This window comes from Roseovarius gahaiensis, from assembly GCF_011601345.1.
Taxonomy (GTDB): Bacteria; Pseudomonadota; Alphaproteobacteria; order Rhodobacterales; family Rhodobacteraceae; genus Roseovarius; species Roseovarius gahaiensis.
This window is the reverse complement of the sequence record NZ_JAAORB010000044.1, coordinates 1-22,829: the sequence shown is the minus strand read 5'-3', so window position 1 is coordinate 22,829 and position 22,829 is coordinate 1. Positions and strand designations below refer to the sequence as shown.

Below are 22,829 nucleotides of genomic sequence, written 5' to 3'. Positions count from 1 at the left end.
CCTGTGGGCTTTGCCACCTCCGGGGTGGGTCATTTTTGGATGATCACACCGGGTCAGTTTTGAATGCACATTGACAGTCAGGGGCGCTCATCGCCCGCATGAGGGCGCTGTAACTCAGGCCTATCCGCATCTCGGACCCGACTGGTGCGGTGAAGCCGCTTGTGTCAACTACAGTGTGATCACTCGTGGCACCGATAAACCGGACCCCGTGGGGAAACCTAAGACCGTTTGCGTCCGTGTCCTGCCACCCGACGGCGAGGATCGAACGAGGTCTCTGACCATCCTTCGCAACCATTGCGCCCAGTTTGAGGCGTGTCTCGATCACCTCGGCAAAAAGGGCGAAGGCGTCCGTATGAAGCCCATCTATGGCCCGTCCTGTCGCCGGATCAATGCCCAACAGGATCGCCTCGCCAAGGCGCAGGTTGTTGACCCGCCCGCTTGGGCCTTTGTCAAGCGCCCACGCCAAATTAGCTGAACCACCGCCTGAAACCACAGCGACAAAAGGGCCGCAGGCGCCTTCCACCTGATCGGCCAATCGCGAGAGCGTCGCCATATCGCCGGCCGTCGGGGTCAGGTTACCCATGCAGCCGAAATTTGCAGCGATACCTTTGAGGGCCACGCCCGGTGTTTCGACGACCCGGGCGGCAAAGTCATCAAGGTCTTCGGGCATGACACCTTCGCGCATGTCGCCCATTTCGACCATCAGGATGACATCCTGCGTTGCGCCCTGTTTCCGTGCGGCTGCGCCGAGCTTTCGGATCGTTTCCATCTCGGAGTTATAGCTTGCGTCACAGTATCGGATGACGTCTTCCATCTCGCCAGTCATCGGGGCGCGGATCATCGAAATCGGGCACAAGATCCCTGCCATCCGCATCCTAACAATGTTCCTGATGCGCGCGTCAGCCAGACCGACAACACCGCCGTCGAGCATGGCCCGTGCAACATCGGGATGACCACACACGGCCTTGGTCACCCCGGTGACGGTGATTCCACGGACGCCGAGACGACGGACGAGCGAACGCGCGTTTGCCCGTATCTTGCCAAGATCAATCTCGACACGTGGCGCGGTCATTCGGCGACCGCGAGAGCGGTCGACCTGAATTGTGGGAACGCGGCCAGAACCATGTCGGTCAGATATACCTCCGGTCGGGTTAACGCGTCCGTCACCAGCATACCTGTGTCGCGCGAGAGGCGTTTCATTTCATGCTCCAAGTCAGTGTCCACCATCCCCTCGTGATTGATCGTGATGCCGATGACCCGCGTGGCGGCAAAGGCTTCGATTAGCGTGATTTCGTCTTCGGGCGCGGGCATTGGCATGTTTGGAAAGTCGCAGCGGTGGACCCGCTTGGGCGCGTACTGAAGAATGACGGCGTGTGGCTGGCTCCCGCGCAGGATGAAGGCCGATGTGCAAAAGGCCGGATGACTGAGCGCGCCTTGCCCTTCGATCACGATGACATCTGGCTCTTCCACTTGCCACGCCGCGACGATCATGCGTTCGAGTTCGCCACAGCAGAATTGCGGAGGAACGGCATCCATCGCAATACCGTATTTCGCGCCCTGCATCAGGCCGGTCTGGCCGGTGCCGACAAGCACCGTCCTGATGCCAATTGCGTTCAACGCTTTGGTCAAGACGGTCGCCGTCGTGCGCTTGCCGATGGCGCAATCTGTTCCCATGACGGCGATGCGGATTGCCTTGACCTTGGACGCGCTTCCGTCGAACAGCCGCATGTCTTTGGCTCGTCGCGGTCTGCGGATATCGCGGATCGTTACCTTGGCCGCTTCAGCCGCCGCCGAGATTTCCGGGTCGTCGCCAAGGTATTCGTGCAAACCGCTGACGATGTTCATGCCGTAGGCGATTGCATCCAGCACGATCTCGCGATCCGCGGACGACAGCTTGCCGGTCGAGGGGGCCACACCGTAAATGAACGTGTCGGGGATAAGGGCTTCACGCACAACCGCAGCCTCGAGATCTTCAACGACGGGAATGCCATTGCGCGCATTGTCCAAGACCTGCCCACTGTCGCACCCTTCAAGTTTGCCGTCGATGACCGATACAATACGGTACGCCTGTGAGTGACGGACAAGCCCATTTGCGGTCTTGCCGTCTATCTGTCCGAAGTTGCCTTCACAGTAGACAACCGCTGTGGGTACGGCCACGTCGGGCGGGGCTTGGGGCCCCATGGTTGATAACCGTGTCTCGAGTATTTCTTCATTGATCGGCTTCATGATATTTCCTTTTCCAAGATGGCTTCGTGTCGGGCGATCGCGTGACGCATTTGCGCCGAAAAGCCCTGTTTCAATCCAGACCGCCTGCGTTATTCGTTCAAGACGCACCGTCCCTGCGATCGCTGAAAATTATCGTGGCATTCCCACCGGGTCCCCGACCTGTCGAGATGCGCATTGTCGGGAAGATCAATCACCGTGCACCCATCACCGGAGGCGGCAAAGCCCCGTTCACACGTCCACCCTGACCCATAGCTTGCGTCGTCAAGGAAGGCGTTTTCGGGAACGGCAATGGTTTCGCACTGGGCGTTGCTCTCGAAGTATCCCCGTGCGCAGGTCCATGGCTGTCCATGCGTCTTTTCATTCAGGAAGGCGTTTTCCGGAACCGCGATTGCGGCGCATGTATCGCCCTTGACCTCGTAACCCCGATCACACAACCAGTCAGAACCATAGACCTCGTCCGACAGATATGCGTTTGACGGCAACACGACCTCTGCGCAGAGGTCTTCTATCTCCGTGTATCCGCGAAGGCAGCTCCAGCTCTTGCCTGATGGATCAAGATATCCACCATCGGGAACGACGACCTTGATACAGGCCGCATCATCGACCTCCTGAAACCCGTGTAGGCATTCCCAGCCTGTGCCATAGGTTCGGTTCGTCGCAAAGGCGTTTTCAGGAACGATGACCGCAAGGCACTTGTCAGCCTCGCGCCGATACCCACGATCACATTCCCATCCCTCACCATAGCTCTTGGGTTGCGCATGTGCGGGCATCGGGGCCGTGGCATCCTGCGCAAACGCGGGGAAGGCGAAAGACGCGACCAGACCGGCCACGATGGCCAGCGTTGAGAAGGCGCGCGCGAGCGGATGGCACTTTGGCTTACCAGCGGGTCTCACCGGGGTTTCCTTTCCCGAGCAGAAACCATCAGCCGCAGAGTGCGCCTTCGACGGTCCGAGCTTGCGCGTTCCGGTCAGCCGTCTGGCGCGTGCGGCCGGTTGTGAGGAGAAGTTGCTGGGTTTCGGCCTCGGCGGCATGCCTTCGTTCTCGGCCACCTGGATCGCAAAGTCCTGCGGGATTGTCGGGTGGGTGCTACAGGTCATCGTATTGACAACTTGACCAAGGCCGCAGCCGCAAGGGCATGTTCTTTTTGATGGTAGTCACCGTGAAACTTGCCATCGGCCGTCACCTCCCAGATGCCGTTTCTTTCCCGCACCTGAACACCACATCGCTGCGCAGCCCGACCCATGTAAGACTCCCTTTCTCCTCTGATTTTCGGCGACACGGGTTGCTTGTCGGTCATGTCGGGCTCCTTTGCCTGGGGTGCGCGCACGTCTCCAAGGAGCATCACGGCGCGGATGAATTCTTCGGCGTAATCGTCGGTTTCGCGGTGGTCGTGTTCATGCTTGACCATGCGCATTGGTTCCACAAACCGCTCTCGAAGGTGGTCGATGAACCGCGGCTCCGTGCGGGCCATGTAGGCGATCAAGGCCTGCAAAATCCGTTCATGAGCCAGCACCCGCCGCTCGAGATCGGTCGTCTCAGCCTTTGTCTTCTGATGATCTTTGACTGACGGCATAGCTTATACCCTTTCACACTTTGGCGCTTCGGCTTTGGACATCTTGTTCTTCGGCTTTCCCGTGATTCATGGTCGCGACCCAAGAGCATGCCACTATTGTGCTGCGCCCACTTTGGTCCGCTTCGCGATTGGTGCCGCGATATCTGACTGGTTTGGGTCAACATACGTTGACGCTAAACCGCCATCACCCGTGTCCGAGGCTGGATCACGGACGGATAGCGCCTCTGTCTGCATTCCGCGAAGAAACCTGAACAGGTCACTGTCCGTCGTCAGGACAAGCGTCGTGTCGTCGGAAATCATGTCGCCATAGGCTTGCATGGTTCGGGTGAACTCGAAGAATTCCACGGATGCGGCATCGACATTGTAAGCGCCCGCATAGATATCAGCCGCGGCCGCATCTGCGACGCCGCGGATTTCCTCGACGGCGCGATAGGCCTCGGACTGGATCTTGTTGAGATCGCGCACCCTGTTGCCTTGAATACGGGCCGCTTCGCCGTTGCCTTCGGAAAGGAAGCGTTCGGCGATCTGTCGCCGCTCCGAGATCATGCGGTCATAAATCTTGGGCCGCACGCTTTCATTGTAGTTTATGCGCTTGAAGCGGATATCGAGAAGCTCGATCCCGAAGACCCGCACCTTCTCGGCAGCCGCCGCGAAGATCTGCTCTTCGACCAGCGCCCGCCCCTTGGTGATGGGCACCAGGGCGCCGATGTCCTGCGCAAGCTCCTGATCCGTAAGAAGATTGTCGCGCAGCGGCGTCCGCCCCTTGGTCGTCCGAATGATCTCGATGAGTTCGTGCTTAGCGACGGCATTCCGGGTCTCGCTGCCGAGGATATCGTCGAGGCGCGACTGCGCGCTGCGCTCGTCGCGCAGGCGCAGGAAGTATTGCAGCGGGTCGGTGATCTGCCAGCGCGCGAAAAGATCGACAGAGATATAAAGCTTGTCCTTGGTTGGCATATCCGAGGGCGAGCCATCCCACTCCAGCACCCGGCGATCAATTCGGTTGACCGTCTGAATAAAGGGCAGCTTCACCTTGAGACCCGCCTCGGTGATCGGTGTGCCCACCGGCTTGCCGAACTGGGTGATGATAGCCTGCTCAACCTCGCCGACCGTGTAGATGGCGGACGACACAGTAATGACCGCCGCGACCGCGACCCCGGCGATAATGCTGGAAATGGTCTTCATGGGCTCTCTCCTGTTTGTCGATCAAGGTTCAACAGCGGCAGGATGCTTGCCGTGGACCCGTCGACGATGATCTTGGAGCCAATGCCCGGCAGAACATCCTGCAGGGTTTCAATATAGATCCGGCGCCGCGTCACCTCGGGAGCCTGACGATATTCCGTCAGAAGCGCCGTGAAGCGGGCGGCGTCGCCCTCAGCCTCGTTGATCCGCCGCAGGCGATAGCCATCGGCTTCGCGGATGCGCTGGTCCTTTTCACCCTCAGCCAGCGGAATAACCCGGTTGTAGGCGCGCCGCGCCTCGTTGATGATCCGCTCTTTCTCCTGCTGGGCCTGATTGACCTCGTTGAACGAGGCCTGAACGGGCTGGGGCGGATTGATGTTCTTGAGCTGTACCTGATCGATGCTGATGCCCATGGCGTATTTGGTCGCGAGCGCCTGCATCTTTAGCAGGGCTTCGCTTTCGATTTCTTGGCGCCCGACGGTGATAACCTCGTCGACCGTGCGGTCACCCACGACCTCGCGCATGACGGATTCCGACACGTAGCGCAGGGTCGCGCTCGGCTCGCGCACCTCGAACAGGAATTTCCGGGGTTCGGAAATCCGGTACTGCACCACCCATTCCACAAGTGCCGCGTTGAGGTCACCCGTTACCATCTCGGTCTCAAGGCGTCCGTCTGTCGGGCTCTGGTAGGGGTCCGTGGCGCCCGGCGTTGTAAAGCCAAACTCCTGTTTGAGCTGGCGCTTGACCGGAACCAGCGTGGTCACATCGATCCCGAACGGAATCTTGAAATGCAGCCCCGGTGGGATCTCGGTCGTATATTTCCCGAACCGCTGGACAATTGCAACGGAATCGCTGGGCACCGTGTACCAGGAGGACCAAGCCCCAAACGCCGCAAGCGCGATGACAGCCCCGATCGCCAAACGCCTCACCGGCGGCGGGCCGTCCGGCAAGAGGCCCTGCAACCGATCCCGGCCCTTTCGAAGAATTGCATCAACCTCAGGGGGCGCGCGGGACTGCCTGTTTTTCCATGGTCCACGGTCTCCAGATCCATTCTCATCAGACGGCATTGAAAGGTCCTCTCTTAGATTGTGGCGTTTTTGGGGGGGGTATGGCGCGCGCGTTCCACGGCGTTACGCGATTTGCGCCATCATTCGGACGGCTCTGACCAGCAGCCCCTTAGAGATCCAGTTCCTTCAGGCAGGCTTGCGCGATATCCCTGTTCGGAGCATCGGTCCCGGGGACTGTCGCCCAGCCGGCTCTCATGAGAGCGTCGCGCCGCTGATAGGTCGCGGCGGCCCGGATCGTTTCCAGCTTGTCCGCCCGCGCCGGATCGGACTGCGCCATATCGAGGCAGACAGGGACCATGGACGCCACGACATCGTTGCGGGACATCGTCATCACCCGGTCATTCGCGGTGCCGCCGGTCACCCAGCCGCCCCATGAAAATCCGACGACGCTGACGAAGGCCGCGCCTATCAGCGCGCCATAGATGCCGGGTTTGAGCCATTCGAGAGTGTTCATGATCTATCCTCCTGCGGGGAAAGTGCCGCGTCGGTGTGAGAGTTCGTTTCGTTGGCGGCCTGATCCCGGCCTAACGCCTTTTTCAGGTCGCTCTCGGTTGTCAGCCGAAGTTCGGTTCGTCCCGCATTAGCGCCGTTGCCGTGCACTTTCAGGTACGTCGCCGTTCGTCGGTAGGTCTCGAAGGTCAGCCCCTGGAGACGCTCCTCTTCGACAAGAATTTCATAGTCGCCCGCGGGCAATTCGCCGGGGTATCCCGACAAGGTGAACGGCTTCGAAAACGTCGCCGCCGTTCTGGTCGACCGCATGGTCATTTCCGGCCCCCGCGATTTTGGGAGATCTGTCGTCCATCCCCGGTTTCGGCCCCATGGTTTCAGAGGCTGACCAGTTGAACGATCTGTTGTCTTGTACCCAAGGCGCTTTCGACGCGCGCTGACACAGGTTAGCGCCGAAGGCCGCGCTGGTTAAAATAGCCCGGGGGCCAGTCGTCAGCACTGACCTGTGTAAGGGCACGGGGACCGACACACGCGTAACCTTGGGGAAAAGGGACGATCCGCGTTCCTGTAACCAAGGAAAGGATTGGCCATGGCCAACCCCAATGTTCTCAACCCGCACCCGCCCGAATTCGAACGATTCCTTTATGCATCTGTCGGCGAGGACCGGAACGGATCCGTAGTGACGGTCCTTTCCACGCTTGCACGGCTCGGTCTCGACCCTTGGCAAGAGGCCGCTGAACTTGTCACGCTGGGGCGCGACGCCGCCAGATCGCGGTTGGAAACACTGCTTGCCCGATTTCGGGATGTTCCCAAGCTCACAAGCGATCACCGGAGGGTTGCACAAGATCTGAGCCAACTGCTTCCCGAAAGCCGGACGTCAGGTAGTCTGAAGCGAGTGGCCTCGACAGCGGCCGATGGCCGCCCGGGAAAAAACGGCGTGATCTGGGCGATGCTCACGATCATCTTTCTACTGTTTCAAATCTTCATGATTGGCGGAACGGGGGCGGGCGAATGACTTTTCCCACTCAGACCGCCCGGACACCGGGCCATGCGGCCCATAAATCCGGGGCGCTGTCACCACGCGAACGGGAGGTCCTCTGGGACATGGAGGACCATTTCTGGACCAGTGGCGCCGACAATGCGCAGGCGACGACAGCGACCAATGCCGTCATGGTCTTCCCCTATCCCGCCGGTATCCTCCAAGGCGACCAGATCTGGCCCCACCTTCGCGAGAGAACCGGCTGGCGGTCCGTCGTCATGGCGGAACGCAGAGTGATGCGCTGCGGTGAGTTCGCCATTCTCACTTACCGGGTCTCCGCTGAGAAGCCAGACGTGCCAATCTACAAGGCACTCTGCGCCTCAACGTACCTCAAAGATGACGACAAATGGCTGAGGATTTCGCATCAGCAAACCATGGTGGTCTAAGCGCGAAGGTGTCATTCGAGCTACCGCAGGCGCCGGGACTAGCCTGCGTCAGTACAGTGTGCCACCAACATAGGCTAACTAATACGTGCTCACCGAATATTTGGTGGTGCATTTATTTCGAGTATCCGAGAAGCGTGTGGGTGTGACGTTCCCGAATGACCGGCATGTCCTCACGCTTCTTATTCTCGGAACGTCCAGGAAAGGACAACACCAATGACACCCGAACAGAACAAGACCGCCGAAAAGATGACCTCCGTGAAGGCCGCGTGGGATAAGGCGCCGGCTGGTCCGAAGAAAGACGCGGCACTGAAGCACTACCAGGCTGCCGAGACGGCGCACACCGCCAAGAACGAGGCCGAGACCAACAAGGAACTCGACGCAGCAACTGCGAAGCTTTCGTGACATCCGGCACCTGATGCGAATTTCGGCCGCCCCTCGCTTTGCGGAGGGCGGCCATCTCACTTGAGAAGCGGCCCGGTCTGATCCAGATATGCTGGATCGAATTCGGCCAGCTCCGCCAGCCCCTCATAGTCGTGAACCGTCACATGTCCATCCCGAAAGGTCACCAGCCCTTTTTCACGAAGCTGCCGCAGAACGCGGTTCACATGGACCGCGCTCAATCCCAGCGTATCGGCGAGGTGATACTGCGTCAACGGACAGTCGAAGCCATGCTTGCTGCCCATTCCCACCAGCGCAAGTCTTGATCCCAACTCCAGCAGAAAATGTGCCATGCGGGCGAGTGCATCACGCCGGCCGACCCCCACGAGATGCTCGACCACCATCGCCTCATCCCTTGACACCGCCCAAAGAATTGCTGTCGCCAGGCGGGGCGTCTGCGCGAACGCCGCAAGAAGGTCACTCGTCAGAACTTCGGCCGCCTCAATATCTACGATGGGCTCGAAACTGTGGTCCGAGGTGCGCAAGAGAACGCTGCGCAACCCCAGAAAATCCCCCGGTATTTGAAAATCCACGATCTGGCGCGTCCCGTCGGCCTGTAGCTTGTAGGACGAGACCCAGCCCGCTGACAGAATATACGCAGCCTGAGCGGACTGCCCCTGATGCACCATGTCGTGCCCCGCGACGAAGGAACGGCGCCGCTGGTGCAGCCGTTCAAGCACAGCCAGCTCAGCCTCCGTCAGGGCGACAAAGGCCGCAAGCTTGCGGGTCAGAGGGCTATGCTCGGCGGAGGTCATTGGGAGTCCAGACGTTTTGCAATCCAAGAGCGGAAACTGGCCCCGATGCTGCTCTGGATCAGTCCAGCATAGTACATTTCCTGCCAGAAGTAACGATGGTTCTGGACCTCACCAGGCTGGTTCACGATGCAAAAAGGGAAAATCCGATGTCCAAGACATGCGAACCAGCAGGCCAGGCGGCGCTGTCCATCTGCGAGGCACTCCTGCTTGCCATGAATGATGGTGGCCTTCTCTCCGAGAGCGGAATTCTTGGCCTTCTTCGCGACGCCGCGGCGACCCATGAGAATGCCGTCGCGAGCGCAGGCGAACCGGAAAAGCATCAGGCCGTGGCGGATTTGATCAATGGGATCATCGTCGGCGGGAACTCGGTTCGAAGATCGTAAAATTTCAAAGGCAGCGGGTCCAGTCCGCAACCCACGGAAATTTGGAGGCAAACAGATGTCCAGACATGAAAAAAGACACGGCAACCGGGAAGCGAAAAAACCGAAGAAGCCCAAGAAAAAGGCTGTGGTAACAGCAGACTCCCGCAAGGACAAGGCACCGGTAAATATAGGAACAAACAGCAAGTAACCATTGCAAGAAACATGCGCGGTGATGGTTGCGCTCATGAACTGGCGCTGCCGCCCCGTTTATGAGGAGCGTCGTCGGCCTGCCCATTTTCAGGGACGGTCGGATGAACTTCGGCCTCGGCTTTCTCGGCCTTCTCGCGTTCGGACTCCCGCAGCAGCAGGCGTTCGATCCGCTGCTCGAGAAGTCGTGCTTTTTCATCGCGGGCCGCGATCTCCTGCGACAGGTCACGGTAAAGCGAGACCGCGAGCAGGATCATCAGAAGCATGAATGGGAATGCCGCGATGATCGAAACGGTCCGCAGGCTCTCCAGACCACCGGCCAGTAGCAGCACCACAACCAAAATCATCTGTAAGGAGCCCCAAAGCACCCGCACTGCGCGTGTCGGGTTAAGCACGCCCTTTGATGTGAACATGCCAAGCACGAAAGTGGCCGAGTCGGCCGAGGTCACAAGGAACATGCCGACAAGCGCGATGGATGCGACAGTCAGCACCCCGCTGGCAGGCAATTGGTCAAGCAGGGCGTAGAGCCCGGCAGGAACCTCAGCCGCAACGGCGTCGGCGATACCGGCGTTCTCGAAGATCTCGAACTGGATGGCCGCCCCGCCGAAAGTTGAAAACCACAGCATGCTCAGCGCCACCGGCACGATCATCACGCCCAGGACAAATTCGCGGATGGTGCGCCCGCGCGAGATCCGGGCGATGAAGCTCCCGACAAACGGCGCCCAGCTGAGCCCCCAGGCCCAGTAAAACATGGTCCATTGCTCAACCCACGCGCCATCCGAATATGGCGAGGTGACGAGGCTCATCTGTATGACGTTGCCCAGGTATTCGCCCAGGGTTTGGGTAAAGACCCCGAAGATAAAGGATGTCGGCCCAAACAGCAGTACCGCGGCAAGAAGCGCCGCCGCAAGCATCATGTTGGCATTGCTCAATAGCCGTACGCCACGGTCCAGAGGGGTCATCGCCGAGAGCGTGAAGAGGATGCCGATAACAGCGAGGATCACCAGTTGCGCCGGAAAGCCGTAGGGGATGCCGGTCAGCTGTGAGACACCGCTGTTGATCTGCAATGCACCAAGCCCCAGTGTCGTGGCCACGCCGAAGACCGTTGAGACGACCGTCAGCACGTCAATCGCCTTGCCCCAGCCGCCATCCGCGCGGGGCCCCAAGAGCGGGCGGAAGGTTTCGCTTATCAAGCCATGGCTTTCGTGGCGAAACCGGACATAGGCAAGGGCGAGCCCCACCAGCGCAAAAGTCGCCCACTGGTGCAGCCCCCAGTGGAAGAAGGCATAAAGCATGCCGGTTTGTGCTGCTTCGGCTGTGCGCGGCAGCCCGGTGCCGAGCGGAGGGGCGTCGAAATGCATCATCGGCTCGGCCACGCCCCAAAAGACGAGGCCAACGCCCATACCGCCCGAAAAGATCATTGCAAGCCAGCTTTGAAATGAGAATTCAGGCCGCTCGTCCGGGGCCCCCAATCTTATGGTGCCTATCCGCGACAGGCCAAGAAACAGCACGAAAAAGACAAATCCTGTCATGACCAACAGGTACATCCAGCCGACGTTCACCGCTGTCGCGTGCAGCACTGCCCGCGCCGTACTCTCCATCGTTGCGGGCGCGATCGCAGCGGCCATTACGAAGATCACAATGATCGCAACTGAAACGCGAAAAACGGCACCGACATCACCAAGTATCGTTGTCGAACTGACAGGCAGGCCCATCCGTTTCTCCTTTTCAATGGCGTTCCGCCATTAACCTGAGACATCAGCTAAAGGCGGAGCACGTGCAACGATTGGATGCAGCGCTGCGTTTGGTGAGAATCTGCGTTTCAGGTTTTTCGTGAAACGCTTTGATTGACAACCTAACTGGCGTACCGAAACCTGTCGAACACCCAAGAGATAAGCGACCCTCCGCCTCGTCACAGAACGGATGACTTGCGGCTCGATATGGTCATTTGGCCGAATTGATGGGACTTTTCTCGGGAACGCTATCGCTTCGCCAACATGATCGCCCACGCCGCTACCGCGTGGGCTGAACGCCCGGCAAATTGGCGGGATAACCCTGCTTGACGTGGCCGGGACAGTTCCGGCGGTTGAGCCAAACGTGGCTTCAGTTCGCTTCGAGCGATGGAAATCGTTCAGCCCAGATGGGCAAACAGAATTGCGTATATGCAGGGGGCCGTGCCGAAGCAGGGCCGGACGTCGTGCGGATCAGCGACGCTTGTCGAGCTTGCCGAACTCGTTGTCCAGCAGCGCGCGCAGTTTCTTCCCGGCCCCACGCAATGCCGCTTCGACGTCATTGTCGCTATGGGTTACGGTCTGCGGCTGCATTCCTTCGGGTCGCGCCTCGATCGTACATTGAATATCATCCGCCCCGCCCTTGGCCCCATTCACATCGACCAGATGCACCTCAATACGAGACAGGCGATCAGTGAGATGACCCAAAGCACTGGTGGCATTAGATTCAGCTATTTGCGCCAGACGCTCATCACCCTGAATGTGGCTGTCGGTGTTGAGCTGGAATTGCACGTCAGATCTCCTCTTTGTACAGTCCGACGATATGCGGTTAAGTACCTTTTTACAAGGTTATGATAGCCAAGCCAGCCCAATACCAAACGGAGCACACTTTGCGCTTGGACTCGCAACGGTCATGTGGCGGTGCAGAGCATAACCTGACTTTCTGCCACCTGAATGTCTGCTCCCACCAAAACCGAATGAAAGCACCGCACCGGCAGCGAATTTCCGCTTCCCGCCCCCTGCGAGCGCTGCGCCAGCAAAGCGAGCGGCTGACCACGTCCGCTTCGGGGCTGAGTGCCGTCATCTGATAGTTTCCATCAGGAACTCCGAGCGGGGCAACGATGGGAGCGGGCCAGGTCTTGGAATCACCAGTTACAAGCGTCATGAAGTGGCTGCACTGCATCTTCCAGGAAACAGATTGCAGGACGATGGTTTGAACCCTTGGCCATTGAGCACCCGAGATTCGTTTCTTGACGAATCGAAAGACTTTTGGAGGCGCGACGACGGCAGGCGCGGGCGACGGTCCCAGGAGAACGGGAGCTGTCGGCACCTTGTGGAGCCTTTGGAGTAACTTCAGAGGACTGAGGTTGGGTCAGGCGCCTCCACACCAGAAAGTGCCTGTCACGAAGCGCAAGGTCCGAAAACTTACGGTGACCCTGACAGGACCGTGGACCTCCGAGTATCGGAGGTTCAGGCAGGGAATGTCGACGTTGAGAATGATCATAATCGATTTTCGATGGCGGAGATACGCCCGCCTGATTTGCGCCATCGTCTCCATGACCCACTTCCCCGATCTGTTTTTCCACTCTTCGAAGGAGCATCTGAACAGGCATATCAGGTAGTCGCTTTCAGACGCTGATAACCCCGATAACGGGGTCAGTTTCATCTGTCAGTGAACAGAATACATTTGGATAAACAAATGTATTCGTTCATACACTGGTATTCCAACCGCGCAGAACTCCGGTAATTTCGAAGGTTGGAATTGGGTGATATCCGCTGGATAGGAGTTCAGGATGCGCAGTTTGAACCAACCTCTTGGCGGCAATGACATGCCGCGTTCCGGCGGACCCGCGACTATGATGCGGCTACCGGCTCAGGAGACCGCGAAGGGGCTCGATGCATGTTTTGTCGGCATCCCGATGGATATTGGGACCTCGAACCGTCCCGGCACGCGACTCGGCCCGCGCCAGATCCGCGATGAAAGCCGAATGCTGCGACCGTACAACATGGCCACCGGTGCCACGCCCTTCGATCACCTTCAGGTCGCCGATATCGGCGATGTGCCGATAAACACCTTCGATCTGAAATCCTCCGTCGGAATTATCGAGGCTCATTACGACGAAATCCTGTCGGCCGGTGCGATCCCGCTGACGCTGGGCGGAGACCATACGCTGACATGGCCGATTCTGAGGGCGATGAAGAATGCCCACGGCCCCGTGGCGCTGATCCATGTGGATGCCCATGCCGATATCAACGAGGCGATGTTCGGAGAGAAGGTTGCGCACGGGTGCCCTTTCCGCCGGGCGTGGGAAGATGGCTGCCTGGACAATGACAGGGTTTTTCAGATCGGTTTGCGTGGCACCGGGTATTCGCGCGACGACTTCAACTGGAGCCGCACGCAGGGCTGGACGGTGGTGCAGGCCGAGGAGTACTGGTACCGGTCCATGGCCCCGTTGATGCAACAAGTACGCGATACCGTGCAGGATATGCCGGTGTATATCTCCTTCGACATCGACAGCCTCGATCCGGCTTTCGCGCCGGGAACGGGCACGGTGGAGCCCGGTGGCCTGTCCACCTGGCAGGCGCTGGAGATCGTGCGGGGATGCGCGGGGCTCAATATCTTGGGCTGCGACCTGGTCGAGGTGTCGCCACCCTATGATCCCTCCGGCAACACGGCACTGATCGCGGCGAATCTGCTATACGAAATGCTCTGCGTCCTGCCCAACGTGCCGCAGAGCACAACAAGACCTTAACCTCAGGGAGACTGAAAATGATGAAAAGACGCGAATTCATTGCTTCGGCCAGCGCGCTCGCGCTGGGAACGCTTGCGGCACCCACCATCGCGCGGGCGCAGGGGACGTCCCTCAAGGTGGGCACCTATGGCGGGTATTTCGAGGAAAGTTTCAAGAAGCACATCTACCCGGATTTCACTGCCGCCACCGGAATCGAGGTCGATTCCATCGCCGAGCCGACCGGCGAGGCGTGGCTGGTTCAGCTTCAGCAGGCCGCCCGCGCCGGACAGGCGCCGGCAGACGTCTCGATGATGGCGCAGGTCGCCCGTATCCGCGGCGAACGTGCGGGGCTCTGGGCCGAACTGGACCGCGGCGCGATGACCAACGTGGACAACCTGCCCGAGCACTTCGTCCATGCCTATGAAGACGGGCGTTTCTACGGCACCGGCGCCGTGGCCTGGTACATCGCGCTGGTGACCAACACGGACGTTTACCCGGAGGCGCCGGAAAGCTGGGCGGCGCTGTGGGACCCGGCCAACGAGAACAGCCTGGGCCTGCTGGCGCTGGCCTCGAACTCCTTCCTGCTGGAGATCACCGCGACCACCCATTTCGGCGGCACCGATATTCTCGCAACCGAGGAGGGCGTGCTGGAGGTGATGAACAAGCTGGCCGAGGTCAAGCCGAACGTTCGCCTGTGGTATCGAGACGAGGGCCAGTTCCAGCAGGCGCTGGAAACTGGCGAAATTCCGATGGGGCAGTATTACCACGACGTGACGGGCTTAGCCGCAGCCGACGGAAAGCCGGTCCGCTCGACCTTCCCAAAGGAGGGTGCGGTGCTCGACTCGGGCTCTTGGGTGGTATCGAAAGCTTCGGATGCGCTGGAGGCCAGCCAAGTCTTCATCGACTACATGTCGCAGCCCGAAATTCAGTCGAAGCTCTCGCGGTTCGTAGGAACCGCTCCGACGATCCCCCGCGACATGACGGATCTGACAGACGAGGAATTCGCCGCCGTGTCTTCGGATCTACCGCCAATCCTGCCGCGCTATGAGCTCTACGTGGACAAGGCCGACTGGGTGAACCAGAAATGGTCTGAGATCGTCACGGGCTGACGCACGTGGCCCCCGGTCGGCCTGCCGCGTGCGGGCCGGCCAAGAATACAGGGATACCCCAATGACAGAGCTGTCGCTGCGCAGCATCACCAAGCGCTTCGGGCGCATGACGGCGGTGGAAGACGTCACCCTCGATATCCCGGACGGCACCTTCGTCTGCCTTCTGGGTCCGTCAGGCTGCGGCAAGACCACCCTGTTGCGCCTGCTCGCGGGACTCGAAGTGCCCAGCCAAGGGCAGGTAATAGTCGCGGGTGAGGACCAGACCAACGTCCCGTCGGAGGAGCGCGAATTCGGCATGGTGTTCCAGTCGCTCGCGCTGTTTCCGCATCTGAGCGTGGCCGAGAACATCGCCTATCCGCTCACGATCCGCGGGCGGCCCAAGGCGGATGTGCGGGCGCGGGTCGAGGAACTGCTGGATCTCGTGCAACTCTCCGGTCTCGGCGACCGGCGCGTGCACCAGCTGTCCGGCGGCCAGCGGCAGCGCGTGGCCATTGCGCGGGGTCTTACCATCGACCCCAAGGTGTTCCTGCTGGACGAGCCGCTCTCGGCGCTCGATGCCAACCTGCGCGAGCACATGCAGGTCGAGCTGCGCCAGCTACAGCAACGGCTCGGCGTGACGACCATCGTCGTGACCCACGATCAAAAAGAGGCTCTGACCATGGCCGACATGGTGATCGTGATGAACGAAGGGCGGGTTCAGCAGATTGGCTCGCCGATGGAGATCTACCGCGATCCCGCCAACGCCTTCGTCGCGGGGTTCATCGGCACCTCGAACCTGCTGCCCTGCACGCTTAACGACGATCGCAGCATCGAGGTCTTCGGCCACCGGTTCGAGGCCGACGCGGAGGACCGGATCAAGGGCGATCCCGGCAGCGGCCTGATGCTCTCGGTGCGGCCCGAAGATGTGCGGACCGAGGCGCAGGGCACCGGGCCCACGGCAAAGGTCATCTTCATCCGCGATCTCGGCGAAAGCATCCAGTTCGTGCTCGACCGGGACGGCCATGAAATCACCGCGCTCTATGCGCCGAGCGCCCGGCCCGATATCCGGCTGGACGACGAGGTCGGCGTGAGCTTTGCACCGGGCAAGCGCGTGGTGTTCCCGGCATGAGCGGGTTGCGGCAGAAACCCACGCCCGGCTGGCTACCGTTCTTACCGGCGGCCTGGCTGGTGGTGTTCTTCCTTGTGCCCTTCGCCATCATGCTCACGGTCAGCGTGGCGCATCGGGTGCAGGGCGGCTTCTACGAGCCGGGGTTCGAGTTCGACAGCTACATGCGCTTCTTCTCGGTTTTCTTCGGACGCATTCTGCTCACCTCGGTCCTGATATCGGTGGGTGCGGCGGTGATCTGCGTTCTTCTGGCCTTTCCGTTCACCCTCGGCCTTGCGCGGATGAATAAGCGGGGGCAGACGCTGGTCCTGGTGATCCTGCTGTCGGTGCTGTCGCTGTCGGAGGTCATCATCGGGTTCTCGCTGTCGACTCTCCTGTCGAAGACGGCTGGCATCGGGAACCTGTTCGCCGCTCTGGGAGTCACCGAGGAGTCGCGGGCCTATACGCCCAGCCTCTTCGCGCTGATGGCCGGCATGTGCTATCTCGCACTGCCCTACTCGGTGCTCGTCCTCTACCCGCCGGTCTCGAGGCTCGACCCGGAACTGGGCGAAGCTGCCCGGATGATGGGCGCCAGCCCGTTCCAGGCCTTCAGGACGATCACGGTGCCCATGCTACGCAAACCGATGATGGGCGCGCTGATCCTTGTCTTCGTGTTCACTCTGGGCATCTACCTCTTGCCGCAGGTTCTGGGCCAGCCGCAGCACTGGACGCTGTCGGTGCACATCACTGACCAAGCGATCTTCCAGTCGAACCTGCCCTTTGCCGCCGCGATGGCTGTCTTTCTGCTGCTGGTCTCGCTGGCGATGGTCGGGCTGTCCCTGCTTCTCGGCCGCGACAAGGGGGGCGGAGCATGACGCGCCGCCTGCAAGTGAGCTATGTCGTCGTCATCCTGCTGTTGCTGGCCGCGCCGATCGTGGTTGTGGCCGGGGTCTCCCTGAACGGCCAGCAAAGCCTGCTCTTTCCCCCGCAGGATCTCTCGCTGAAATGGTACGTGGAGCTTTTCCGCAATTCGGACTGGCTGATCCCGCTGCGCAACTCGCTCGTCATCGCCGCGGCCTCCAGCCTGCTGGCCGTCGCCGTCGCGTTGCCCTTGGCGCTGCACGCATGGTCGCGGGCCAACTGGCTCAGTCGGGCGCTCTACGTGCTGGGCGTGGCCCCGTTCCTGCTGCCGCCGGTGATCTCGGCCCTCGGCTTCCTGGTCTTCTGGATCTCGATCGGCATGTATGGCCAGATGACCGCCACGATCATTTCGCACGGCGTGTTCCTCGTTACCCTGCCGGTGGTCACGATCAGCCTCGGCCTGGCCTCGGTGGACTCGTCGCTGATCGAGGCGGCGCGGACCATGGGCGCCCGGCGCGGACAGGTGCTGCGGACCGTGATCCTGCCGCTCCTGACGCCCTACATGATCTCGGGCTATGCCTTTGCCTTCGTGCTGTCGCTGAACGAGTACATCATCGCCTACATGGTGGCCGGTTTTACCGTGGAGACCCTGCCTATCAAAATCTTCAACTCCCTGCGTTATGGCTACACGCCCATCATGGGCGTGGTCTCGGTGATCTTCGTTGGCCTCGCCGCGCTGACATTCGGTCTGATCGGGCGCTTTGGAAATCTCCCGCGCCTTCTCGGGGCTGAAAGGGTGGGGAATGACTGAGCTTCCCGACATCATGCTGGCCGCGCTGTGCAACGCGTCAGTCAAGCCGTTTCGCCTGAACCGGGTTCCGGTGCCGCGGCCCGCTAAGGGCGACTACCTTGTCTTGATGGGGGCCTGCGGGCTGGGGCTCGACTTCACGAACAAGGAGAGAGGATGATGTTGAGATTGGGTTTGTGGCAGGGAGAGGGCGTGCCAGACAACCGGGTGGCTACCTTGCAGGAGGTGGAGCGTGTTCTTGCGGATGCCGTCGAAGCGGGCGCGAGTCTCGTGGTGTTCCCGGAGGGCTATCTGACAGGTTACTATATCCCCGAGCTGAAAACCGATGATCTGGCCGATGTCGAGGAGGCGCTGGTTGCCGTTGGCCGAATTGCAGCCGAGAAGGCCGTGCCGGTCGTGATGGGTGCGCATGTGCTATCTGCTGAAGGGACGCGCAACGCGGCCATAGCCTTTTCCTCGGCCGGTGAAGAGCTGGGGCGCTACTACAAGCGCCTGTTGTTCGGAGACTGGGAAAAAGAAACCTTCGTGCCCGGCAGCCACCCCACGCGCTTTGAGATTGACGGCCTGAGCGTCGGCGTTCTGATCTGTTATGATGTCGAATTCCCCGAGCTTGTCCGCGAAGAGGCCCAGGCCGGCACCGATCTTGTAGTTGTGCCGACCGCGCTCATGTCACCGCACCAGCGCATTGCGCGCCAACTTGTGCCCGTCAGATCGATGGAGAACCAGATCTTCCTTGGATACGCGAACCGCACTGGCGCGGAACACGGGCTCGATTTCGTCGGCCTGTCCTCGATCAGCGGGCCCAATGGAGAAAGCCTGGCGTCCGCCGAAACGGCGCCGAAGCTTCTTCTGGCCGATCTCGATCCCGGGCTCCTGCAGCACGAGCGCGCCGATAACAGCTATCTGGAAGACCTCGAACGGTTCAGGAACGGCTGACAGGGCAGGGTCTTATTTGCACCAGTAGAGAGACAGGATCTCCTTGCGGAAAAGGTCGATCGTGGCGGGCCGCGGGCCTTTCCGGCTCACGATATTTATAGGCACGTCAAGATTAGGGTCGACAAAGGGCAATCGGCGCAAATTTCCGGCCTTTACATGGGGGTGTGCCGCATGCTCCGGCAACAATCCCAGGAATGCGCCGCTCAGAACCAGCGCCATCTGCGCCTCAATCTCCTGAACGAAGGTGTCCTTTTCCGAGAGGTCCCAACCGCGCTGACGCCGCCTGCTCCAGTAGCGGCGATGAGCCCAGGCGAACCCGGTGTAATCGCAACCTGTGAGGCTGTTGTCCAGCTGATCGAACAGAACGTGTGGGGAACCACAGTAGAGCGCGTGGCGTTCGTGGTAGATGATTTGGTAGTCCAACCCACTAACCAGGTTATCGAATCCGCCTATCCCCAAGTCGAAGCTCCCGTCGAGTATGCCGCTCAGGATGTCTTGGGGACGCTCGACCGTCAGTTCGACGCGAACCGCCGGAGCGGCTTCGACGAAGGCCTTGATTGCCTCTGGAAGGCGGAATTCCGGATCACTGATAAGGCAATCGACGGCGGCGATCTTGATGTGCCCGACGAGGCTGCCTCGCAGTTCGGCCAGTTTGCTCTCGTGGGCGGCCATCGTGGCGAGCAGCGATTGGCTCATCTCATGTACGATCCGGCCTTTTTCCGTCAACAGAAATCCGCGCCGCCCGCGTTGGCAAAGCTTTACCCCGAGCCGCTCTTCCAAGGCGGTGATGTGATTGGATATCGTAGGTTGACTGAGGCCAAGCTCGACCTGGGCCGCAGACATGCCGCTGTTTCGAACGACGCTGTTGAATACATTAAGGAGATGCAGTTCGGTTCCGGTGATTTTCATCCTCACATAGAACCAAACAAGCCGTGCACTTAACAAGCCAATAGTTGGAGGAGAGAATGGATACCCTTCCACTACCTGCCTGGCCGTCGCCGAGCGAATCCGACATCGCGGACTTGATGAGTCGGTTCTTCAGGATCATTCCATTCGGAAGAGGCAGCGGGGCAAATGTCCCGGTCAATGATTGTGTGGTAGAGTCGTGGTGTCGGCAAACCGTGTTGGCGCGGGGCCTGAGACGAGCAGGGTTCTGAAGATTTCGAGGTAGCTGCCGTCGTGGTTGTCGCGGGCGGCGTGCCATCGTCCATACCTGCACGCTCCGCTACCGGTGAGAATACTTTATGAGCGGCTGCGCACCATTCGATGTCATGGACGCGCCGGAACGCTTGGCCACGAGGCTGGCGAAGATGACCTTTGACTTGCGAAGCCGCCAGCTCAGCAGAATCGAAACCCCGATATGGGTGTAGTGAAAACCCCCCGGATCGGGCAGAAATCTTCGAGTGGGTCGGCCATGCGCGGGCCGACTGCCAACGACCGCATTTCCAGCAGGAAGGACCCTTTCCCGCACTCAAGCATGTCCGCCGAAGCGCAGCGACACAAGCTCTCCAAATCGCACGGGTTCGCCAGGGTCGGCCCGGAAATCCCAGCCGTGTGACAGTAGTCTGTGACCGAGATCGGCAGGGGCAATTTTTCGATATCTGTTGGCGGTATCGGCGCGATTCCAGCCCCCCTGGTCGAGCAGCGTCGCCCAGTCCTTGGTCTGCGCCTGTTACCAAGTGGCCCAGGTGTGGCGGCATGAATAGGGCACCACCTCCGGCCCCAGGCCCGCGGCCTCCCGCACCTTCCTGAAGGCGACCGCCATCTGCCCACCGCGGTTTTTCCGGAAGACGTAGGGCTCTCCATTTGGTGCCGGAAAGGCAGGCCCCTCTTCGGGGATCGGGCTGATCAGATCCACGGAGCGCAATGGCAGACGGACAAACCGAGCCCGATAGACCGTCTTTGTTCCGGGCAACCACCATTCCCTCGTCGTGGGATTCCAATCCTTTGCGTCCAGCCCCATTGTCTCACCGGGTCCGGCGCCGGTGCCGAGCATGAACGCGATCTTGCGGAGGGTTTCCAGATTTGGGTCTCGAAGGTTGGCCGCGGCAGGGTTCGCGGCGGCCACGAGCAGTCTTTCTGCTTCTTCCGGCGACAGCCACCGCATTCGCCGTGTGTCGGGCAGCTTTTCCCGGCGGTTTCCGGCCGCGAAATTCAGAACCGCCTTGATCGGCACGCGAAGTTGCCGCCTGACTGTCTCGGGCTTCGCGTTCGGGTACAGCGTTCTGGCGGCACGGGCGATCACCAGTTCGTCGATCTCGTCACATAGGTGCTTCCGACCAAAGTAGTTCACGATACGTTGTAGAAATCGGGCTTCTCCACCGGCATCGATGTAGAGGCCAGCCGCCTCAGCGAAGGTCGGCCGTTTCTTAGGGCCCGGCTCCATGCTCTGCGACCGCCATGCTTCGGCGTAGATATTCTTCGCACTGGCTTTTGCCACATCCACGAGGCCTTTTTCATGGATCGGCAAACGCCGTCTGATGCGGTGTCCGTTCACCCGAAAATCGATGACCCAAGCACCGCGTTTCTCCGACCAATATGGTTCCCAAGGTTGCTTTGTTGACAAATCGCACCTCCTTCGACAGCGTGTGCAAGGAAGGTTGGCCAATCACGCGAAAGGCGAAGCGATTTCTACGAATTTTTTGCGGTATTGGTGGGGCTCAAGGAGCTGTCCATGTCCAGCACGAGATACTTCAGCCCGTTGCGGCCATGAAACCGGTCGATCCACTGCCCGTTCAGATCGGCCAGCGCCGCCCGGTTCTCGGCCAAGGCAAGCGTCTCGGTCTCAAACCGCCCCATCTGGGAAGCCGAGGCCGCCTGTGCGTTAACAGCCCGGCCACCCACGACCTGGCGCATGACGGGATCGAGGGCGAGACGGTCGGCATCTTTGACATCCTCGTAGCCCGCCAACCGCCCAAAGACCAACTGCCGGAACGGCCCGTCAAGCCGGTGGACGGTGTTCTTGCCTGGACGATTATCGCACAGCGTCGCTCACGCAACGAAAAGTGCATGTCGTCAATGCAAACACAGGGCGATGCCTGAGGGAATAGCTGCATCGACAGTCAATATCGGCTGTAATCAGCCTCAGATCCGAATTCGTCCTGGAGCCGCTCCGCTAACTCGTCGAGGTCCTCCTCTTCCAGATCGACGCCGATCTGTCGACTGAAGTCGATAGCGCCACCGGTGTCGAAGTCAGCTATGAATCTCCCTTCTGACCTGAGGTCGTACAGAAGCGAAGCATACGTCCGCCAGCCCAGGAATCTTGCGACAATTTCTGTTCGATGCGCGGCTTTGGCATGCGGAATCGACATCAGCGCTTGCTGTTTTAGCGCCTTGAGCCGATCGAGTGTCAGCAGGAAGCCAGTCAATTGCTATTCCTCAATTATTACGTTGGGTGAGTGACGGCGTGGATCACGACTGAGCGGCCTTTTCTATTCCTCAGAGATCCTCTTGGCGATGTTGAAGAATTCTTGATCCTGCGACTTTGACCTCATGGATATTCCCACCACGTGACCATCGTTCCAAAATGACATGCCGTTCTTGTTCAGAGCGGTTAGCAACATTTCTACACTCTCGCGGCGAATGGGTGCCCCAGGCATCGATCCTTGTCGCGAACAACCCCGGCGACTGGCAGACGGTTTCCGCCCGTCTCGGCGATACGGAATTCACCTGCCGCAAGCATTATGCCTGGATCCATGAAGAAGCCTTGATCCTTGAGGGACATCCGCCAAAACAGCCATGCGAGCGATTGCACGACGCTGGCTTGCTCTGCATGAAGAAATCCAGTCGCACGACCAAGAACTTGACCGACTGGTCCGGGAGAAAGCACCCGAGCTGATGAAGTCGCATGGCATCTCCACAATGACCGTCGCCGAGATGCTGATCCTCGT

The 22,829-nt window shown here is 60.1% G+C and carries 25 protein-coding genes and 1 pseudogene; 11 read left to right on the top strand and 15 right to left on the bottom strand.

Going from position 1 to position 22,829, the window contains the following annotated elements:
- Positions 1–43 precede the first annotated feature (43 nt).
- The 8 genes from HAT86_RS14865 to HAT86_RS14830 all read right to left on the bottom strand — a co-directional run bounded on the left by HAT86_RS14865 (position 44) and on the right by HAT86_RS14830 (position 6,810).
- A complete protein-coding gene (locus tag HAT86_RS14865) occupies positions 44–1,072 on the bottom strand; it encodes an alanine/ornithine racemase family PLP-dependent enzyme (protein ID WP_167199578.1) in 1,029 nt (342 codons plus the stop codon).
- Positions 1,069–2,226 (bottom strand): DUF1611 domain-containing protein, encoded by a 1,158-nt coding sequence (locus tag HAT86_RS14860; RefSeq protein WP_167199575.1) that lies wholly within the window; start codon positions 2,224–2,226, stop codon positions 1,069–1,071. Before HAT86_RS14860 ends, HAT86_RS14865 begins: the two co-directional genes overlap by 4 nt.
- A gap of 89 nt (positions 2,227–2,315) precedes the next feature.
- Positions 2,316–3,119, bottom strand: coding sequence for a hypothetical protein (locus HAT86_RS14855; protein ID WP_331272562.1), 804 nt, complete (start codon positions 3,117–3,119; stop codon positions 2,316–2,318).
- A 200-nt stretch (positions 3,120–3,319) separates the two neighbouring features.
- A complete protein-coding gene (locus HAT86_RS14850; protein WP_167199572.1) occupies positions 3,320–3,799 on the bottom strand; it encodes a hypothetical protein in 480 nt (159 codons plus the stop codon).
- A 93-nt stretch (positions 3,800–3,892) separates the two neighbouring features.
- Positions 3,893–4,981, bottom strand: coding sequence for a protease modulator HflC (gene hflC, locus HAT86_RS14845; RefSeq protein WP_167199569.1), 1,089 nt, complete (start codon positions 4,979–4,981; stop codon positions 3,893–3,895).
- Positions 4,978–6,045 (bottom strand): FtsH protease activity modulator HflK, encoded by a 1,068-nt coding sequence (gene hflK / locus HAT86_RS14840; protein WP_167199566.1) that lies wholly within the window; start codon positions 6,043–6,045, stop codon positions 4,978–4,980. Before hflK ends, hflC begins: the two co-directional genes overlap by 4 nt.
- A 109-nt stretch (positions 6,046–6,154) precedes the next feature.
- Positions 6,155–6,499: a hypothetical protein gene (locus HAT86_RS14835; protein WP_167199564.1), complete on the bottom strand. Its 345-nt coding sequence runs from the start codon at positions 6,497–6,499 to the stop codon at positions 6,155–6,157.
- A complete protein-coding gene (locus tag HAT86_RS14830; RefSeq protein WP_231125924.1) occupies positions 6,496–6,810 on the bottom strand; it encodes a hypothetical protein in 315 nt (104 codons plus the stop codon). The genes HAT86_RS14835 and HAT86_RS14830 overlap by 4 nt, the downstream gene beginning before the upstream one ends.
- A gap of 271 nt (positions 6,811–7,081) precedes the next feature.
- On the opposite strand from HAT86_RS14830, the gene HAT86_RS14825 reads away from it, so the two are divergent.
- The 3 genes from HAT86_RS14825 (at position 7,082) to HAT86_RS14815 (ending at position 8,319) form a co-directional block, all read left to right on the top strand.
- Positions 7,082–7,507, top strand: a complete 426-nt coding sequence (locus HAT86_RS14825) for a hypothetical protein (protein WP_167199561.1) — start codon at positions 7,082–7,084, stop codon at positions 7,505–7,507.
- Positions 7,504–7,917 carry a hypothetical protein gene (locus HAT86_RS14820; protein WP_231125923.1) on the top strand — a complete coding sequence of 138 codons (414 nt, stop codon included), beginning with the start codon at positions 7,504–7,506 and terminating at the stop codon, positions 7,915–7,917. Before HAT86_RS14825 ends, HAT86_RS14820 begins: the two co-directional genes overlap by 4 nt.
- Positions 7,918–8,130: 213 nt before the next feature.
- Complete coding sequence (locus HAT86_RS14815; RefSeq protein WP_167199558.1) at positions 8,131–8,319, top strand: hypothetical protein; 189 nt, start codon at positions 8,131–8,133, stop codon at positions 8,317–8,319.
- A gap of 56 nt (positions 8,320–8,375) precedes the next feature.
- On the opposite strand, the gene HAT86_RS14810 is transcribed toward HAT86_RS14815, so the two are convergent.
- A complete protein-coding gene (locus HAT86_RS14810) occupies positions 8,376–9,110 on the bottom strand; it encodes a Crp/Fnr family transcriptional regulator (RefSeq protein WP_167199555.1) in 735 nt (244 codons plus the stop codon).
- A 146-nt stretch (positions 9,111–9,256) separates the two neighbouring features.
- On the opposite strand from HAT86_RS14810, the gene HAT86_RS16915 reads away from it, so the two are divergent.
- A complete protein-coding gene (locus HAT86_RS16915; RefSeq protein ID WP_231125925.1) occupies positions 9,257–9,493 on the top strand; it encodes a hypothetical protein in 237 nt (78 codons plus the stop codon).
- Between the two features lie 221 nt (positions 9,494–9,714).
- On the opposite strand, the gene HAT86_RS14800 is transcribed toward HAT86_RS16915, so the two are convergent.
- Together HAT86_RS14800 and HAT86_RS14795 are read right to left on the bottom strand one after the other, a co-directional pair.
- Positions 9,715–11,394 carry a BCCT family transporter gene (locus HAT86_RS14800; RefSeq protein ID WP_167199547.1) on the bottom strand — a complete coding sequence of 560 codons (1,680 nt, stop codon included), beginning with the start codon at positions 11,392–11,394 and terminating at the stop codon, positions 9,715–9,717.
- A 489-nt stretch (positions 11,395–11,883) separates the two neighbouring features.
- Positions 11,884–12,201 carry an HPF/RaiA family ribosome-associated protein gene (locus HAT86_RS14795; RefSeq protein ID WP_167199544.1) on the bottom strand — a complete coding sequence of 106 codons (318 nt, stop codon included), beginning with the start codon at positions 12,199–12,201 and terminating at the stop codon, positions 11,884–11,886.
- A 1,001-nt stretch (positions 12,202–13,202) separates the two neighbouring features.
- Here HAT86_RS14795 and speB point away from each other — a divergent pair.
- From speB to HAT86_RS14760, 7 genes are all read left to right on the top strand, one after another.
- Positions 13,203–14,162: an agmatinase gene (speB, locus tag HAT86_RS14790; RefSeq protein ID WP_167199540.1), complete on the top strand. Its 960-nt coding sequence runs from the start codon at positions 13,203–13,205 to the stop codon at positions 14,160–14,162.
- Between the two features lie 17 nt (positions 14,163–14,179).
- Positions 14,180–15,250 carry an ABC transporter substrate-binding protein gene (locus HAT86_RS14785; RefSeq protein ID WP_167199537.1) on the top strand — a complete coding sequence of 357 codons (1,071 nt, stop codon included), beginning with the start codon at positions 14,180–14,182 and terminating at the stop codon, positions 15,248–15,250.
- A gap of 61 nt (positions 15,251–15,311) precedes the next feature.
- Positions 15,312–16,358, top strand: coding sequence for an ABC transporter ATP-binding protein (locus tag HAT86_RS14780; protein ID WP_167199533.1), 1,047 nt, complete (start codon positions 15,312–15,314; stop codon positions 16,356–16,358).
- Entirely contained in the window at positions 16,355–17,209 is an 855-nt protein-coding gene (locus HAT86_RS14775; RefSeq protein WP_167199531.1) for an ABC transporter permease, read from the top strand. The genes HAT86_RS14780 and HAT86_RS14775 overlap by 4 nt, the downstream gene beginning before the upstream one ends.
- Positions 17,206–18,006 (top strand): ABC transporter permease, encoded by an 801-nt coding sequence (locus HAT86_RS14770; protein WP_167199528.1) that lies wholly within the window; start codon positions 17,206–17,208, stop codon positions 18,004–18,006. Before HAT86_RS14775 ends, HAT86_RS14770 begins: the two co-directional genes overlap by 4 nt.
- A complete protein-coding gene (locus HAT86_RS14765; protein ID WP_167199525.1) occupies positions 17,999–18,163 on the top strand; it encodes a hypothetical protein in 165 nt (54 codons plus the stop codon). Before HAT86_RS14770 ends, HAT86_RS14765 begins: the two co-directional genes overlap by 8 nt.
- Positions 18,160–18,939: a carbon-nitrogen hydrolase family protein gene (locus HAT86_RS14760; RefSeq protein ID WP_167199522.1), complete on the top strand. Its 780-nt coding sequence runs from the start codon at positions 18,160–18,162 to the stop codon at positions 18,937–18,939. The genes HAT86_RS14765 and HAT86_RS14760 overlap by 4 nt, the downstream gene beginning before the upstream one ends.
- Positions 18,940–18,951: 12 nt before the next feature.
- Here HAT86_RS14760 and HAT86_RS14755 read toward each other — a convergent pair whose 3' ends face one another.
- From HAT86_RS14755 to HAT86_RS14740, 4 genes and pseudogenes are all read right to left on the bottom strand, one after another.
- Complete coding sequence (locus HAT86_RS14755) at positions 18,952–19,848, bottom strand: LysR family transcriptional regulator (protein WP_167199519.1); 897 nt, start codon at positions 19,846–19,848, stop codon at positions 18,952–18,954.
- 763 nt (positions 19,849–20,611) lie between these two features.
- Positions 20,612–21,505 carry a tyrosine-type recombinase/integrase gene (locus HAT86_RS14750; protein ID WP_167199514.1) on the bottom strand — a complete coding sequence of 298 codons (894 nt, stop codon included), beginning with the start codon at positions 21,503–21,505 and terminating at the stop codon, positions 20,612–20,614.
- 83 nt (positions 21,506–21,588) lie between these two features.
- Positions 21,589–21,924 (bottom strand): annotated as a pseudogene (locus HAT86_RS14745) (transposase); the annotation flags it as partial.
- 77 nt (positions 21,925–22,001) lie between these two features.
- Positions 22,002–22,307, bottom strand: coding sequence for a hypothetical protein (locus HAT86_RS14740; RefSeq protein ID WP_167199511.1), 306 nt, complete (start codon positions 22,305–22,307; stop codon positions 22,002–22,004).
- Between the last annotated feature and the right edge of the window lie 522 nt (positions 22,308–22,829).

What these genes read in the sequence shown, in the direction of transcription:
- HAT86_RS14865 (WP_167199578.1), bottom strand. Translation starts at nt 1,072, where the DNA reads ATGACCGCGCCACGTGTCGAGATTGATCTTGGCAAGATACGGGCAAAC.
- HAT86_RS14860 (WP_167199575.1), bottom strand. Translation starts at nt 2,226, where the DNA reads ATGAAGCCGATCAATGAAGAAATACTCGAGACACGGTTATCAACCATG.
- HAT86_RS14850 (WP_167199572.1), bottom strand. Translation starts at nt 3,799, where the DNA reads ATGCCGTCAGTCAAAGATCATCAGAAGACAAAGGCTGAGACGACCGAT.
- hflC (WP_167199569.1), bottom strand. Translation starts at nt 4,981, where the DNA reads ATGAAGACCATTTCCAGCATTATCGCCGGGGTCGCGGTCGCGGCGGTC.
- hflK (WP_167199566.1), bottom strand. Translation starts at nt 6,045, where the DNA reads ATGCCGTCTGATGAGAATGGATCTGGAGACCGTGGACCATGGAAAAAC.
- HAT86_RS14835 (WP_167199564.1), bottom strand. Translation starts at nt 6,499, where the DNA reads ATGAACACTCTCGAATGGCTCAAACCCGGCATCTATGGCGCGCTGATA.
- HAT86_RS14830 (WP_231125924.1), bottom strand. Translation starts at nt 6,810, where the DNA reads ATGACCATGCGGTCGACCAGAACGGCGGCGACGTTTTCGAAGCCGTTC.
- HAT86_RS14825 (WP_167199561.1), top strand. Translation starts at nt 7,082, where the DNA reads ATGGCCAACCCCAATGTTCTCAACCCGCACCCGCCCGAATTCGAACGA.
- HAT86_RS14820 (WP_231125923.1), top strand. Translation starts at nt 7,504, where the DNA reads ATGACTTTTCCCACTCAGACCGCCCGGACACCGGGCCATGCGGCCCAT.
- HAT86_RS14815 (WP_167199558.1), top strand. Translation starts at nt 8,131, where the DNA reads ATGACACCCGAACAGAACAAGACCGCCGAAAAGATGACCTCCGTGAAG.
- HAT86_RS14810 (WP_167199555.1), bottom strand. Translation starts at nt 9,110, where the DNA reads ATGACCTCCGCCGAGCATAGCCCTCTGACCCGCAAGCTTGCGGCCTTT.
- HAT86_RS16915 (WP_231125925.1), top strand. Translation starts at nt 9,257, where the DNA reads ATGTCCAAGACATGCGAACCAGCAGGCCAGGCGGCGCTGTCCATCTGC.
- HAT86_RS14800 (WP_167199547.1), bottom strand. Translation starts at nt 11,394, where the DNA reads ATGGGCCTGCCTGTCAGTTCGACAACGATACTTGGTGATGTCGGTGCC.
- speB (WP_167199540.1), top strand. Translation starts at nt 13,203, where the DNA reads ATGCGCAGTTTGAACCAACCTCTTGGCGGCAATGACATGCCGCGTTCC.
- HAT86_RS14785 (WP_167199537.1), top strand. Translation starts at nt 14,180, where the DNA reads ATGATGAAAAGACGCGAATTCATTGCTTCGGCCAGCGCGCTCGCGCTG.
- HAT86_RS14780 (WP_167199533.1), top strand. Translation starts at nt 15,312, where the DNA reads ATGACAGAGCTGTCGCTGCGCAGCATCACCAAGCGCTTCGGGCGCATG.
- HAT86_RS14775 (WP_167199531.1), top strand. Translation starts at nt 16,355, where the DNA reads ATGAGCGGGTTGCGGCAGAAACCCACGCCCGGCTGGCTACCGTTCTTA.
- HAT86_RS14770 (WP_167199528.1), top strand. Translation starts at nt 17,206, where the DNA reads ATGACGCGCCGCCTGCAAGTGAGCTATGTCGTCGTCATCCTGCTGTTG.
- HAT86_RS14765 (WP_167199525.1), top strand. Translation starts at nt 17,999, where the DNA reads ATGACTGAGCTTCCCGACATCATGCTGGCCGCGCTGTGCAACGCGTCA.
- HAT86_RS14760 (WP_167199522.1), top strand. Translation starts at nt 18,160, where the DNA reads ATGATGTTGAGATTGGGTTTGTGGCAGGGAGAGGGCGTGCCAGACAAC.
- HAT86_RS14755 (WP_167199519.1), bottom strand. Translation starts at nt 19,848, where the DNA reads ATGAAAATCACCGGAACCGAACTGCATCTCCTTAATGTATTCAACAGC.